The 13,041-nt window shown below is 64.0% G+C and carries 15 protein-coding genes and 1 tRNA gene; 8 read left to right on the top strand and 8 right to left on the bottom strand.

Annotated elements, in window-relative coordinates:
* Nucleotides 1–42: 42 nt before the first annotated feature.
* Together U5A52_RS26025 and dusA are read right to left on the bottom strand one after the other, a co-directional pair.
* A tRNA-His gene (locus U5A52_RS26025) sits at nt 43–118 on the bottom strand.
* Nucleotides 119–208: 90 nt separating this feature from the next.
* Nucleotides 209–1,210, bottom strand: coding sequence for a tRNA dihydrouridine(20/20a) synthase DusA (dusA, locus tag U5A52_RS26020; protein ID WP_321936729.1), 1,002 nt, complete (start codon nt 1,208–1,210; stop codon nt 209–211).
* A 417-nt stretch (nt 1,211–1,627) separates the two neighbouring features.
* Here dusA and U5A52_RS26015 point away from each other — a divergent pair, with 417 nt between their 5' ends.
* Nucleotides 1,628–1,900, top strand: a complete 273-nt coding sequence (locus tag U5A52_RS26015; RefSeq protein ID WP_028204875.1) for a hypothetical protein — start codon at nt 1,628–1,630, stop codon at nt 1,898–1,900.
* A 100-nt stretch (nt 1,901–2,000) separates the two neighbouring features.
* Here the strand turns inward: U5A52_RS26015 and U5A52_RS26010 are convergent, their stop codons facing one another.
* The gene (locus U5A52_RS26010; protein ID WP_321914286.1) at nt 2,001–2,123 is read right to left on the bottom strand and encodes a hypothetical protein; all 123 of its coding nucleotides are present in this window, start codon (nt 2,121–2,123) and stop codon (nt 2,001–2,003) included.
* Nucleotides 2,124–2,199: 76 nt separating this feature from the next.
* On the opposite strand from U5A52_RS26010, the gene U5A52_RS26005 reads away from it, so the two are divergent.
* The 3 genes from U5A52_RS26005 to U5A52_RS25995 all read left to right on the top strand — a co-directional run bounded on the left by U5A52_RS26005 (nt 2,200) and on the right by U5A52_RS25995 (nt 5,041).
* Entirely contained in the window at nt 2,200–3,252 is a 1,053-nt protein-coding gene (locus U5A52_RS26005; RefSeq protein WP_321914287.1) for an NADP(H)-dependent aldo-keto reductase, read from the top strand.
* Between the two features lie 200 nt (nt 3,253–3,452).
* The gene (locus tag U5A52_RS26000; RefSeq protein WP_321936728.1) at nt 3,453–4,514 is read left to right on the top strand and encodes a permease; all 1,062 of its coding nucleotides are present in this window, start codon (nt 3,453–3,455) and stop codon (nt 4,512–4,514) included.
* 104 nt (nt 4,515–4,618) lie between these two features.
* A complete protein-coding gene (locus U5A52_RS25995) occupies nt 4,619–5,041 on the top strand; it encodes a hypothetical protein (RefSeq protein ID WP_321914289.1) in 423 nt (140 codons plus the stop codon).
* 45 nt (nt 5,042–5,086) lie between these two features.
* Here the strand turns inward: U5A52_RS25995 and U5A52_RS25990 are convergent, their stop codons facing one another.
* Nucleotides 5,087–5,923 carry an ABC transporter permease gene (locus U5A52_RS25990; protein ID WP_415774055.1) on the bottom strand — a complete coding sequence of 279 codons (837 nt, stop codon included), beginning with the start codon at nt 5,921–5,923 and terminating at the stop codon, nt 5,087–5,089.
* Nucleotides 5,924–5,979: 56 nt separating this feature from the next.
* The gene (gene nodI / locus U5A52_RS25985; RefSeq protein ID WP_321936727.1) at nt 5,980–6,894 is read right to left on the bottom strand and encodes a nodulation factor ABC transporter ATP-binding protein NodI; all 915 of its coding nucleotides are present in this window, start codon (nt 6,892–6,894) and stop codon (nt 5,980–5,982) included.
* Between the two features lie 333 nt (nt 6,895–7,227).
* On the opposite strand from nodI, the gene U5A52_RS25980 reads away from it, so the two are divergent.
* Entirely contained in the window at nt 7,228–7,698 is a 471-nt protein-coding gene (locus U5A52_RS25980; protein WP_069267551.1) for a universal stress protein, read from the top strand.
* A gap of 81 nt (nt 7,699–7,779) precedes the next feature.
* Here the strand turns inward: U5A52_RS25980 and U5A52_RS25975 are convergent, their stop codons facing one another.
* From U5A52_RS25975 to lexA, 3 genes are all read right to left on the bottom strand, one after another.
* Nucleotides 7,780–8,460, bottom strand: a complete 681-nt coding sequence (locus U5A52_RS25975; protein ID WP_321936792.1) for a DUF2939 domain-containing protein — start codon at nt 8,458–8,460, stop codon at nt 7,780–7,782.
* A 117-nt stretch (nt 8,461–8,577) separates the two neighbouring features.
* Nucleotides 8,578–8,955: a hypothetical protein gene (locus U5A52_RS25970; protein WP_321914292.1), complete on the bottom strand. Its 378-nt coding sequence runs from the start codon at nt 8,953–8,955 to the stop codon at nt 8,578–8,580.
* A 54-nt stretch (nt 8,956–9,009) separates the two neighbouring features.
* The gene (gene lexA / locus U5A52_RS25965) at nt 9,010–9,660 is read right to left on the bottom strand and encodes a transcriptional repressor LexA (protein WP_158757930.1); all 651 of its coding nucleotides are present in this window, start codon (nt 9,658–9,660) and stop codon (nt 9,010–9,012) included.
* Nucleotides 9,661–9,962: 302 nt separating this feature from the next.
* Between lexA and U5A52_RS25960 the strand changes: the two genes are divergently transcribed.
* The 3 genes from U5A52_RS25960 to cysW all read left to right on the top strand — a co-directional run bounded on the left by U5A52_RS25960 (nt 9,963) and on the right by cysW (nt 13,039).
* Nucleotides 9,963–11,012, top strand: coding sequence for a sulfate ABC transporter substrate-binding protein (locus tag U5A52_RS25960; protein ID WP_321914293.1), 1,050 nt, complete (start codon nt 9,963–9,965; stop codon nt 11,010–11,012).
* A 150-nt stretch (nt 11,013–11,162) separates the two neighbouring features.
* Nucleotides 11,163–12,062: a sulfate ABC transporter permease subunit CysT gene (cysT, locus tag U5A52_RS25955; protein ID WP_321914294.1), complete on the top strand. Its 900-nt coding sequence runs from the start codon at nt 11,163–11,165 to the stop codon at nt 12,060–12,062.
* A complete protein-coding gene (gene cysW / locus U5A52_RS25950; RefSeq protein WP_321936726.1) occupies nt 12,059–13,039 on the top strand; it encodes a sulfate ABC transporter permease subunit CysW in 981 nt (326 codons plus the stop codon). Before cysT ends, cysW begins: the two co-directional genes overlap by 4 nt.
* Nucleotides 13,040–13,041 lie beyond the last annotated feature (2 nt).

Raw genomic sequence — 13,041 nt, 5'->3', positions numbered from 1 at the left:
TCAGTTTCTGCGCTGCGAGCACTTATAAGTGCTTGAATTCTTTGGGGTGGCTGATGGGACTCGAACCCACGACAACAGGAATCACAATCCTGGACTCTACCAACTGAGCTACAGCCACCGCTGTTTTTTCTCAATCAGCGCTGCTTTGGAAGCGGCGTCAATCAAGAAGCAAGATTATATACACACCAAAGCAGACTTGCCTAGCCCTTTATTCAAGAATTTCATCCGCAACGCGCAAATATTCTCGCGCCTCGTCGAAGATCGCGAGATCTGCCTTCGCGAGCTTGCGGTTGTCCGAGAGGATGCGGCGCCATCCGCGCGCGCCGGCCACGCCGCGATAGAGACCCAGCGCATGGCGCACGATCGAGCCGAGGTAAGTGCCGCGCGCGATCTCGCTTGCGCAGTACTCGATGAGCTTCGCTTCCACTTCCTCGCGCGTGAGCGCGGCTTCGGTTGCGCCATAGAAGCGCGCATCGACGTCGGCGAGCACATAGGGGTTGTGATAAGCCTCGCGGCCGAGCATCACGCCATCGACATGCTGTAAGTGCTGCTCGACTTCGTCGAGCGTTTTGATGCCGCCGTTGATGATGATTTCGAGCTGCGGGAAGTCGCGCTTGAGCCGGTACGCGTAGTCGTACTTGAGCGGCGGGATCTCGCGATTTTCCTTCGGGCTCAAGCCCTTCAGAATCGCGTTGCGCGCGTGGACGATGAAAACGTCGCAGCCCGCTTCGGCAATCGTACCGACAAAGTCGCGCACGAACGCATAGTCCTCGACCGCATCCACGCCAATGCGGTGCTTGACCGTCACGGGCACGGAGACGACGTCGCGCATCGCCTTCACGCAGTCCGCCACGAGTCGCGGTTCGTTCATCAGGCACGCGCCGAATGCGCCGCGCTGCACGCGCTCGGACGGGCAGCCGCAGTTCAGGTTGATTTCGTCGTAACCCCACTGTTCGCCGAGCTTCGCGGCGCGCGCGAGGTCGTCGGGTTCGCTGCCGCCCAGCTGGAGCGCGACCGGCGCTTCAGCCGGCGTGAACGCGAGATGGCGCGGCACGTCGCCGTGGAGAAGGGCGCCCGTCGTCACCATCTCCGTATACAGCCACGCGTGCCTGGAGATGAAGCGATGCAGCGAGCGGCAGTGGCGATCGGTCCAGTCCATCATCGGCGCGACGGACACGCGGCGGGGGCTGGCTTGACGGTTGGCGGACATGGCGATTGGAAACCGGTGAGTAACGGCTGGCGTGGATCAACCTTGCATTTTAACGCATACGGGCGCGGCTCTTCGTACCCTTTGCGCACTGCGCCAATTTGCCAAATGCCCATGCAGGAAGCGCGCCTGATGGCCATTTTCGGCCGAAAAACCCTACTTCAATTATGTAATTCCCAAGCAATTTGCTGCGTCGCGCAAATTTTTTTGAGCGTGTTTTTAGGGTCTGTTCGTCGCTCAGCCTTGTCAGAATTGCCTGACGCGATTGTTGTGGAATGGAGAATAGTAAATTCGGATTATCGCGATTATTTTCTGATAGTAGGTGTATACACTGAGTTTCGTTGACGCAGCTCGTGGGCACTGACCTCCCAGGCGCGGCGCCTTCCCGATCCGCAATTGAACCTGATATTGGAGTCCACCATGAAGACCAAACTCATCGCAGCGCTGCTGGTCGCAGCTACCGCTTCTGTTGCCGCTCCGGCGTTCGCCAGCGGCTATGGTCCGGCACCGTTCTATCGCCCGGACGTTGGCGCGCCGGCTTCGCAGCGTGGCCAGAGCGTTCAGACCGTGGCCGCCGAGCGCGTCCAGGAACAAGGCGCCCAAACGGCATACGGCGGCGTCGCCGGTTCGGCTTCGCAGTCGGGCAGCCACGCGAAGGCCACGGGCCCGCAATCGGTCTTCTTCGGCCAGTAAGCCGCACTGAAGTTGCCGAGCCGCTCGCCAGTCGGGCGGCCTGAAGAAGCCGGATGTCGTTTCGACGTCCGGCTTTTTTGCTTTTCAGGCGAGCGCCTTCTCAGGAGGCGCCGCGAACACGCTGGTCGATGGCCTCGCGAATGCGGTCGAAAGCGGCGTCGAAGGCGTTGTCCTGGTTCGGGAAGCGGCCGGCCGCAGCACATTCAGCGGATTCTGGCCGCATTCAGCATTCCCTGAAAAAATTCTCGCGGCGTGATAGCGTCAGCGTTTCCCCAACCGAACTGACGGACAACGTTTCCATGGAATACCGCACACTCGGCGATACCGACGTCAAGGTGAGCCTGATCGGGCTCGGCACGATGACGTGGGGCGAGCAGAACACGGAGCGCGAGGCGCACGAACAGATCGACTACGCGCTCGACCAGGGCGTCACGCTGATCGACGCGGCTGAAATGTACCCCGTGCCGCCGCGCCCGGAGACGCAAGGGCAGACCGAGCGTTTCATCGGGACCTGGCTCGCGCAGCATCGCGCGGCACGCGAGCGCATCGTGCTCGCCACCAAAATTGCGGGCCCGGCTCGCCAGCCGCACAATCCGCAGCACATTCGCGGGCCGCAGAACCAGTTCGACCGCAAGAATCTGACCGAAGCGCTCGACGGCAGCCTGAAGCGCCTGCAGACCGATTACGTCGATCTGTATCAGCTGCACTGGCCCGACCGCAGCACGATGACGTTCGGCCGCAACATGTACCCGTATCTCGACGACGCGTACACGGTGCCGATCGAGGAAACGCTCAGCGTGCTCGCCGATTTCGTGAAGGCCGGGAAGGTCCGCCATATCGGCGTGTCGAACGAAACGCCGTGGGGTGTTGCGCAGTTCCTGCGCGCCTCCGAAAAGCTGGGGCTGCCGCGCATCGTCAGCATTCAGAATCCGTATAGCCTGCTCAATCGCACGTTCGAAAGCGGCCTGTCCGAATTCGCACATCGCGAAGGCGTGGGCCTGCTCGCGTATTCGCCGCTCGCGTTTGGCTGGCTGTCGGGCAAGTACGAGGGCGGGGCGCGTCCGGAAGGCGCGCGCATCACGCGGTTTGAGCGTTTCAAGCGCTACAGCAAGCCGGAATCGGTGGCCGCGACCACGCGCTACGTGGAACTCGCCCGGGCGCACGGCTATACGCCCGCGCAGTTCGCGCTCGCTTTCGTCAACAGCCGGCCGTTCCTCACCAGCAATCTGATCGGCGCGACCTCGCTCGAGCAGTTGAAGGAAAACATCGCCAGCGCCAACGTCAAGCTCACCCCCGAATTGCTCGCGCAGATCGACGTGCTGCACGAGCAGCAGCCTAATCCTGCCCCTTAAGCGGAATAGCAGGGCGCAGCGCGGTCCCTTCCGGGCCGCGCTGCGCTGCGCCGCGCCGCGTTAGCGGCTAACTCGGCAAAGTCGTTGGCGATTCGCAAGGCATACACTACGATCCAGCATGCGCTGGTTGGGGCACCATCACGCTTCGTGTGACGGCGCCCCGACCGGCCGTCCATACGCTCAAGCCCGGAGAATTCAAAATGACGAGCGCACGTCCAGCGCAATCACCTCCGTCCTATGGCTGGCCCATTTTTATTTTGCTTGCGGTGGCCGGTCTCTTCTACGTGAAGTGGTTCCCGTACTATCACCGCGCATTCACCGCCGAGGAAACCCACTCCATCGGCAAATCGATCCTGATGGGCGGCGCGTCCACAGCGCCGGATCCCTCGTTCTCCGCCGCGCTCGATTACGCCTTCGCTTACGGCAAGGCGATCTGGCAGGCCATGGTGCTCGGCCTGCTGCTCGGCTCCGGCGTGCAGGCGCTCCTGCCCGTGCAATGGGTCGCGCGCGTGCTCGGCCGGCGCGGCTTTGGCAGTGTCGCGGCGGGCGGCCTGCTCGCGGTGCCCGGCATGATGTGCACCTGCTGCGCCGCGCCCGTGGTTGTGGGCCTGCGCGCGCGCAATGCGTCGGCAGGCGGCGCGATTGCATTCTGGCTCGGCAACTCCGTGCTCAATCCCGCCACGCTCGTGTTCATGGGCTTCGTGCTGGGCTGGCAGTGGAGCGCGCTGCGCCTCGCGCTGGGCCTGTTGATGGTGTTCGGCCTTGGCTGGGTTTGCAACCGGCTCGTCACGCCCGAGGAGTCGCGTGCCGCCGAAGACCGCCTGGCGCTTCTCACCGAGCAACAGGCGCAAGGCGGCAACGTCTTCGTGCGCTGGGCGCGCATCTTCGCGCGCATGGCCGTGCGTCTCGTGCCGGAGTACATCGTGCTCGTGCTGCTGCTCGGCGCCGCGCGCGCGTGGCTCTTTCCGCATATCGGCCCGGAAGTGACGAGCAGCCTTGGCTGGATCGTCACGTTTGCCGTGGTCGGCATGCTGTTCGTGATCCCGACGGCCGGCGAGGTCCCCATCATTCAGGCGATGCTCGCGCTCGGCATGGGCGTGGGGCCCGCGGGCGCGCTTCTGATGACGCTGCCGCCCGTGAGCGTGCCGTCGTTCGCGATGCTGGCGGGCTCGTTCCGGCCGCGCATGCTCGTCGTCGTGGGCTCGACGGTGGTGTTCTTCGGCATCGTCGCGGGGCTCGCGGCGGTGACCCTCGGCTTCTAGGGACGTCGCGACGAGGCAGTCGCCATGCGTTCAGCGTTGGCATTCTTGTAATACGCGGGCGGTTCGCCGTCCGCCACGGAGCGGGCCGCGGCCCGAAAACCAGCATGGCAAAGCAAAAAACCAATCCGAAACTCGAGCAGGCGCTCACGCGCGGCGATCTCGCCATCCGCCAGGCCAATTCGGCCCGCGCCACCGCAGTGCTGCGCGCGCTCGGCAAGATGATCGTCGAGGCTTCGGCCACCATCGGCGTCGAAGCGGACACCTCGATTCCCGACGGCGATCGCATTTACGACCCGGCCGACGGTCTGTGGCCGCAGTCGCTGCTGGTTTCGCTCGATGGCCCGGTGGAGGAGTCGGACCCGGAAGAGATCCGCACGGTGCGTTTGCTCGCCCAGACCCAATCGACGATGTTTCGCGTGGAATGGCATCGCGCCGACGGCAAGATCGGCCGCCAGGAAGGCGGCCCGTTCGCGACGGTCGCGTTTATTTCGGACGTCGATATTCCCTGGGGAGACGACGAGGACTGAGTGCCTAGCGATGCCTTGGCGTGCCTTAATGTGCTTAAACGTCCTTCAACGCATCATGCGCCGGCGAAACAGCACCGAAGCGATCGCGAACGGCACCACCACGTAAATCGCGAGCACGAGCAGGTGCAGCCCGGCCTGCTCGACAGGCCGGTCGAGCATGGCGGGGCGGATCAACGCGACGGCGTGCGCGAGCGGCAGCATCAGCGTGATGTGCTGCGCGGCCGCGGGCAACTGTGCGATCGGGAAGAACACGCCCGAGAGCAGCAGCATGGGCGTGAGCACGAGCGTTTGATAGAACATGAAGAAGTCGTAGGACGGCGCGAGCGCGGTGACGATCATCGCGCAGCTCGCGAACGCGAGGCCCGCAAGCGCGATCACGGGCAGCGCGAGCAGCATGGAAGGAAAACTCGCGTAGCCGAGCAAACCGGCCACCACCATGATCGCCGCGCCCGAGAGCATCGACTTGCTCGCGGCCCACATGACTTCGCCTAGCACGACGTCGCCAAGCGTGAGCGGCGTGTGCATGATCGCCTCCCACGTGCGCTGCACGTGCATGCGCGAGAAGCCCGAGTACATTGACTCGAAGCTCGCCGACATCATGACCGAGGACGACACCGTCCCCGCCGCGAGAAACGCGATGTACGAGACGCCGTCGACGTGCCCCACCATCAGCCCAAGCCCGAAGCCGAGACCGAAGAGATAGATCATCGGGTCGGCGAGATTGCCGAACATCGACGCAAGGGCGAGCTTGCGCCAGACCAGATAATTGCGCCGCCACACGGCGATCCAGTGCGTGGCGTTCGAAGGCAGCGCGGCGCGCGGCTCGCGCATGGGCGCTTGGGTGGGGCGCGAGGGCGTCGGGTTGTTGGTGCGTGTCTGCATGGTGTCCTTGGCGATTCGTATGCCGCCGTCAATCCTGCCGCATTAATCCTGGCGCATTAATCCTGCATCTCGCGGCCTGTGAGCCGCAGGAACACGTCTTCGAGATTCGCGGGCCGGTGCAGGTAGCGTAGATCCGAGCGGTGGCGCAGCTTCGCATGCACGGGCGCGGGGTCATCGACATAGCAGAATAGCGTCTCGCCGCTGATCTCCGTGCGCTTCGCATCGGCTGCAAGCTCGTCGCGCAGCGAGACCGGGTCCGGGCCGTACACCTCGATCACATCGCAGCCGATCTCCGATTCGATCAGCGCCTTGGGCGCACCCTCGGCGATCTTGCGGCCTTCCTCGATCACGCAGACGCGATTGCAAAGTCGTTCGGCCTCCTCCATGAAATGCGTGGTGAGGAGAATCGTCTTGCCGCGCGCGAGCAGCGAGCGCAGCCGCTCCCAGATCAGATGCCGCGCCTGCGGGTCGAGGCCTGTCGTGGGCTCGTCCATCACGAGCACGTCGGGGTCGTTCACGAGCGCGCGCGCCAGTGTGAGACGGCGGCGCATGCCGCCCGAGAGCTCACCTACGCGCGCATCGGCTTTGCTTTCGAGGCGCGCGAATTCGAGCAGCGGCGCGACGAGGTCACGCGTTTCACGCGCGGACAAGCCGAAGTAACGGCCGAACACGAGCAGGTTCTCGCGCACGGTGAAGTCGGGGTCGAGATTGTCGAACTGCGGCACGACGCCCACGCGCTGGCGGGCGTGACGCGCGCGAGCGGGCACCGGCTCGCCACACAGGCTGATGCGACCCGCATCGGGCGAAACGATGCCGAGCAGCATGCGCAGCGTCGTGGTTTTCCCAGCGCCATTGGGGCCGAGCAGCCCGAAGCATTCACCGGGGAGGACGTTGAACGACAGGCCGTTGACGACCGTCCTGTCTCCGTAATGTTTGATGACCTGCTCGAATTCGATGGCGGGTGCGGACATGGACCAGTTGAACGTGAGTCGAACGGGTGTCGCGCGAGGCGCACGCAAGAGCGAACGCAAAAGCAAACGAACAATCGCGCGAAACAAGGCGGCCCATTTTAGTGCATTGCTGCGTGGCGGGTTGGGCGGCGCTTCCAGGCCGTTCGACGTGGCACGAGGCGAATGCATGTCGCGGCAAGCATCAGGCCATGCACAAGAGGTGTGCGTTGCCTAAGACGCATCTGGCGGTTTTCGATGCCCACCTGGCGTTTTCCAGCCCTTGCGTGTGGAATTGCGGCGCACCATCATGAGAATCGCACAGCCTGCAAATCACGCGGGCGGGGAGAAGCGATCATGGCGAGCTACAAAAAAATTCTGCTCTGTTACGACGGCTCGCGCGAAGGCCGCAAGGCACTGCGTTGCGGCGCCGACCTTGCGCTCGATCTGCAGGCGGAAACGCATCTGCTCTCGGTTGTCGACATGCGCTCGACGATCGCGCAGAGCGCGGGCCTGCTGACCGATGTGGCCTGCGGCCGCTTCGAGGAAACGGCGCGCGAAATCCTTCAGGAAGGCGTGGACTGGCTAACCGAGCGTGGTGTGCGCGCCCAGGGGCACTTCGCGTTCGGGCATCCGATCGACGAAATCGCAAATCTGGCCAACGAACTGAATGCCGACCTCGTGGTGGTGGGTCACCGCTGCCGCACGGGGCTTTCGCGCTGGTGGATGGGCGCGGGCAATACGCCGCTGCTCGACCGCGTGTCGTGCAGCATTCTCGTGGCGTGTTCGTCGGCGGCTGAGGAAAAACAGCAGCAAGCCGCCGCTTAGTTGATTGAGCGGGATCAAGCAGGACCAAGCGGGCCGGTTCGCACGGAACCGGCCTGTTTCCGTTTTCGCTCCCAATCTGTCTCAGTTCGAGACGCTTCCTTCGTCTAGCTCGACCGCTGCGAGCTTCCACGAGAAGAGCCCGTGACGCTGCAGGATGGCGGCATAGTGCTCGCCCGTATTGCCGCGCTCCCACGTGAGCGCGAATTCATTGAGGCCGCGATAGCCGGCCGTGGTGACCGGCCGAGCCTCGGGCGCGGGATTGCCCGACGCCGCTGGGGCCGGTGACGGCGCCGATTGTGCCGATTGCGCCGATTGCGCGGATTCTGCCGATTGCTCGCTGGACTCCGTCGGCGGCGGCGCGTGCGGCCGGTCGCCAGGCTTGCCTGTCGGCGGCATGCCGCTCAGCAGGGCGGCCACGCCTTCTGGCGTTGCGTAGGCATCCACGAGCGGACTGATCAGTGCCGCACCAATCACGGCGCCGAGGATCAGCAGCGGATTGCTGCTGTGTTGCCCTTCGATGCGCCGATGCAGCATCTCGCCAACCTGCTGTTTGAGGCTCAGGCGCAGCGCAGGGTAATCGACGTACTCGTTGAGCGTGGCGGCGTCGCGAGCGTCGGCGGCGGCTTTCATGTGTTTCACCGCGATATAGGGCGACGCATACGCGTAGCCAAGCGCGCCAACAATCATGGCGAGCGCAACGGTGATCGCTACGGGCTTCTTCCAGCCTTGGGTTTTACGAGGGGTTGAGGGAGATTCCGTCATCGGCATAGGACAAATCGTTCAAACAGGGTGTTGACCGCAAACTTGATTAAACGATCCCGACCGTAACCTCTTCTCACATTTGAGCCGCGTATTGGCGAATTCGCGCTCGATTCGACCTTACTTCGCCAGCGCTGCAGGCAGGTCGCTGTGCTGCTCCGCGATGCAGCGGTCGATCGCACGGCAGACCGCGTCAACCGTGCCGACGAGAATGAGCCGCGACTGACCTTGATAGACCCGCACCGGCGCGCGGCGCATGGGCTGCTCGGTGTTGAGCGTGCTGTTGAGCGACACGCGCGCAAACGCCGGCTGGGCCGAGGGCAGCGCCGGCAGGTCGGCCGTGCTGGCGGCCACCATCTCTGGCGAATCTTCGAAGAGCGAGCCGCTCAGTGCGGCGGCCGAGTCGCGCACCTCGCGCACCGCGCAAGAGGCGATTCCACGGAGGTGGCGAAGACGGCCGAATTGACGGAAGGGCAGCAAGCGGGCAAGGCGTTCCATGACTCTCTCCAGGTAGTGCGTAAACTCAGCGCACAACGCGCGCAGACGGATTGCTTAGAATTCGGTGGGGCGGATCAGGCCAACCGCGATGCCTTCCAGCGCGAATTCCGCGCTGCCAGCCTCGACAAAAATATTGTCGTAATCGGGGTTCTCGGCGATCAGTTCGAGCCCGTTCGAACGGCGCTTCAGCCGCTTCACGGTGACGTCGTCGCCAAGGCGCGCCACGATGATTTGCCCGTCTTTCGCTTCGGCCTTCTTCTGCACGGCGAGCAGGTCGCCGTCGAGAATGCCGGCGTCGCGCATGGAAAGGCCGCGCACTTTCAGCAGATAGTCAGGGCGGCTCGAGAACAGTGCCGGGTCGCACATGTAGTTCTGCGAGATGTGCTCCTGCGCGAGGATCGGGCTACCCGCTGCGACGCGGCCAACGAGCGGCAGTGAGAGCTGCATGATGCTCGGGTGCGGGAGCGTGAACTGGTGCGGCAGGTCGTCGGGCCCCGGCATGAGGCGGATGCCGCGCGAGGCGCCCGCAGCCAGTTCGATCACGCCCTTGCGCGCCAGCGCGCGCAGATGCTCCTCCGCGGAGTTGGCCGAGCTGAAGCCGAGTTCCGCCGCGATCTCGGCGCGCGTGGGCGGGAAGCCCGTGCGTTCGATCGCCCGGCGAACCAGATCGAAAACCTGCTGCTGTCGTGCGGTGAGTTTGGTCATGGCGCCACTGTATGTTTGAACAGGTAACTGTATTTTTATACAGTACTCGCCACTTTTCAAGTGTTACTTGAAGTTCGTCAACTGAGCGTTGCTATCAGGCCGTTTTCCCGCGTTTGTGCGGACGAAATCGCGCTCTAGCAGCGACTTCCTCTGTCCTTACCACTTTTGCGTATTAAAAAATGAGAAAACATCATTTTTAATAATGTAAGCGGATCGCTAGACTGGCCTCCATCGTTAGCTGCAATTCGCAGATGCGCACGGATGAGCGCGAACGAGCACACACGAAAACGGAGAACAGATAGATGGGCACGACACATACGGGGCGCGCAGGCTGGCTGAAATCACTGGCGGCAAAACTGGTTATCGGCGTTGCGCCGCTCGTCGCAGTTACGGCGATGGCGCCCGTGGCCGCTCACGCGGACACGTCGCTGCTCAACGTCTCCTACGATCCGACGCGCGAGCTGTATCAGGACATTAACGAGGCCTTCATCAAGCAGTGGAAGGCGAAGACGGGCGAAACGCTCACCATCAAGCAGTCGCACGGCGGCTCGGGTGCGCAGGCGCGCTCGGTGCTCGACGGCCTGCAGGCCGACGTTGTGACGCTGGCGCTCGCATGGGACATCGACGCGCTCGCCAACAAGGGCATCGTTGCGAAGGACTGGCAAAAGCGCTTGCCCGACAACGCCTCGCCGTACACGTCGACGATCGTGTTTCTCGTGCGCAAGGGCAACCCCAAGCACATCAAGGACTGGGACGATCTGACGAAGCCGGGCGTGTCGATCGTCACGCCGAATCCGAAGACCTCGGGCGGCGCGCGCTGGAACTATCTCGCGGCGTGGGCCTATGCGCTGCACCAGCCGGGCGGCAACGAGCAGAAGGCCAAGGACTTCGTCTCGAAGCTCTACAAGAATGCAGGCGTGCTCGACTCGGGCGCGCGAGGTGCGACGACGAGCTTCGTGCAGCGCGGTATCGGCGATGTGCTGATCGCATGGGAGAACGAAGCATTCCTTTCGCTCAAGGAATTCGGCCCGGACAAGTTCGAGATCGTGGTCCCTTCGGTGAGCATTCTGGCTGAGCCGCCGGTTGCGGTGGTGGACAAGGTCGTCGAAAAGAAGGGCACGCGCAAGGAGGCCGAGGCCTACCTGCAGTTCCTCTATAGCGAAGAGGGCCAGGAGATCGCCGCGAAGAACTTCTACCGTCCGCGTTCGGACAAGGTCCCGGCGGCGCTCACGGCGAAGTTTCCGAAGCTGAAGCTTTACACGGTTGACGACACGTTCGGCGGCTGGACCAACGCGCAGAAGACGCATTTCGCAGATGGCGGCGTGTTCGATTCGATCTACCAGCCGCAGTAAGTCACGCAACACCGCTGTACCGCAGTACCGCAGTACCGGTTGGCAGTCGATCGCGACGCGACCGCATAACAAAGAAGCGCGCCCACGGGCGCGCTTTTCGGCGCCGCCGGCGAACCCGGCAAGCGCGCAACCCATGTCTGGACGATGAGCATGACAACGTTTCGATTGCGCAAGCCCAGTGCGCTGCCGGGCTTCGGCGTGACGCTCGGCATCACGGTGGCTTACCTGAGCCTCGTGGTGCTCATTCCGCTTGCCGCCACCTTCCTCAAGACGGCGACGCTCGACTGGAGCCAGTTCGTGCGCGCCGTGTGGTCGCCGCGCGTGATCGCGTCGTACCGGCTCACGTTCACGGCCGCGCTCGGCGGGGCGCTCATCAACGCGGTGTTCGGGTTCCTGCTCGCGTGGGTGCTCGTGCGCTATCCGTTCCCGTTCAAACGCGTGATCGATGCGCTCGTCGATCTGCCGTTCGCGCTGCCGACGTCCGTCGCGGGCATTTCGCTCGCCGCCGTGTACGCGGGCAATGGCTGGATTGGCCAGTTCCTGGAACCGCTCGGTCTGAAGATCGCGTTCACGCCGCTTGGCGTGCTCGTCGCGCTGACCTTCATCGGCTTGCCGTTCGTCGTGCGCACGGTGCAGCCGGTGCTCGAGGACTTCGAGCGCGAGCAGGAGGAGGCCGCAGCGTGCCTTGGCGCCTCGCGCTGGCTCACGTTCCGCCGCGTCGTGCTGCCCGCGGTGCTGCCGGCGCTGCTCACCGGCTTCGCGCTCGCGTTCGCGCGCGCGCTGGGCGAGTATGGCTCGGTCATCTTCATCGCCGGCAACGTGCCGATGAAGTCGGAGATCACGTCGCTTCTCATCATCACGAAGCTCGAACAATACGACTACGCCGGCGCGACCGCGCTTGCCGTGATGATGCTCTGCGTTTCGTTCGTCATGCTGCTTCTCATCAACTCGCTGCAGTGGTATTTGCAACGCCGTACGAGCCGGGGCGTTTCGGCCGGCAGCGCGCCGAATGCCGTGGTGGGCGCAACCGTCGCGGGAGGTGCGCAATGAGCACGCTGCCGCAACAACGCAGCACGCGCCGGCCGGACCCGGTCACCGAAGCGCCGTGGGTGCGCTGGCTCCTGACCGGCATCGCGCTCGCGTTTCTCGCGCTCTTTCTCGTGGTGCCGCTCGTTGCCGTGTTCTGGCAGGCGCTTTCGAAGGGCATTGGCTTCTACTTCACGTCGCTCGTCGACCCCGACGCACTCTCCGCGATCAAGCTCACGCTGATCACCGCGGCGATCGCGGTGCCGCTGAATCTGGCCTTCGGTCTCGCGGCTTCGTGGGCGATCGCGAAGTTCGAGTTTCGCGGCAAGGCGCTGCTCACCACGCTGATCGACCTGCCGTTTTCGGTCTCGCCTGTGATCTCGGGTCTCATCTATGTGCTGCTGTTCGGCGCGCAGGGGTGGCTTGGGCCGTGGCTCGAAGACCATAACGTGCAGATCATCTTCGCGGTGCCGGGCATCGTGCTGGCCACGATCTTCGTGACATTCCCGTTCGTTGCGCGCGAGCTGATTCCGCTGATGCAGGCGCAGGGCAACGATGAAGAAGAGGCCGCGCACGTGCTGGGCGCCTCGGGCTGGCAGATGTTCCGCCGCGTGACGCTGCCCAACATTCGCTGGGGCTTGCTGTACGGCGTGATTCTTTGCAACGCGCGCGCGATGGGCGAGTTCGGTGCGGTTTCGGTGGTGTCGGGCCATATTCGCGGCCAGACCGATACGATGCCGCTGCACGTCGAGATCCTTTACAACGAGTACAACTTCGCGGCGGCGTTTGCCGTGGCATCGCTGCTCGCGTTGCTCGCACTCGTCACGCTGGGCCTGAAGCTGCTCGCGGAGCGCCGTCTTTCGGCGCAACTGCGCAGCGCCGATGACATTCCCGCCTACGCCGGCCCGCAACCGGTGGCCGTGCAACACGCTTCACAACACGCGACAGATCACGCAACGGCGCGCGCCGTGCGCCAACCGATTCAAGTAGGGGAGCAGTAACC

It is taken from the genome of Paraburkholderia sp. J8-2 (assembly GCF_905220195.1).
Taxonomy (GTDB): domain Bacteria; phylum Pseudomonadota; class Gammaproteobacteria; order Burkholderiales; family Burkholderiaceae; genus Paraburkholderia.
This window is presented reverse-complemented; position numbering and strand designations above follow the sequence as displayed.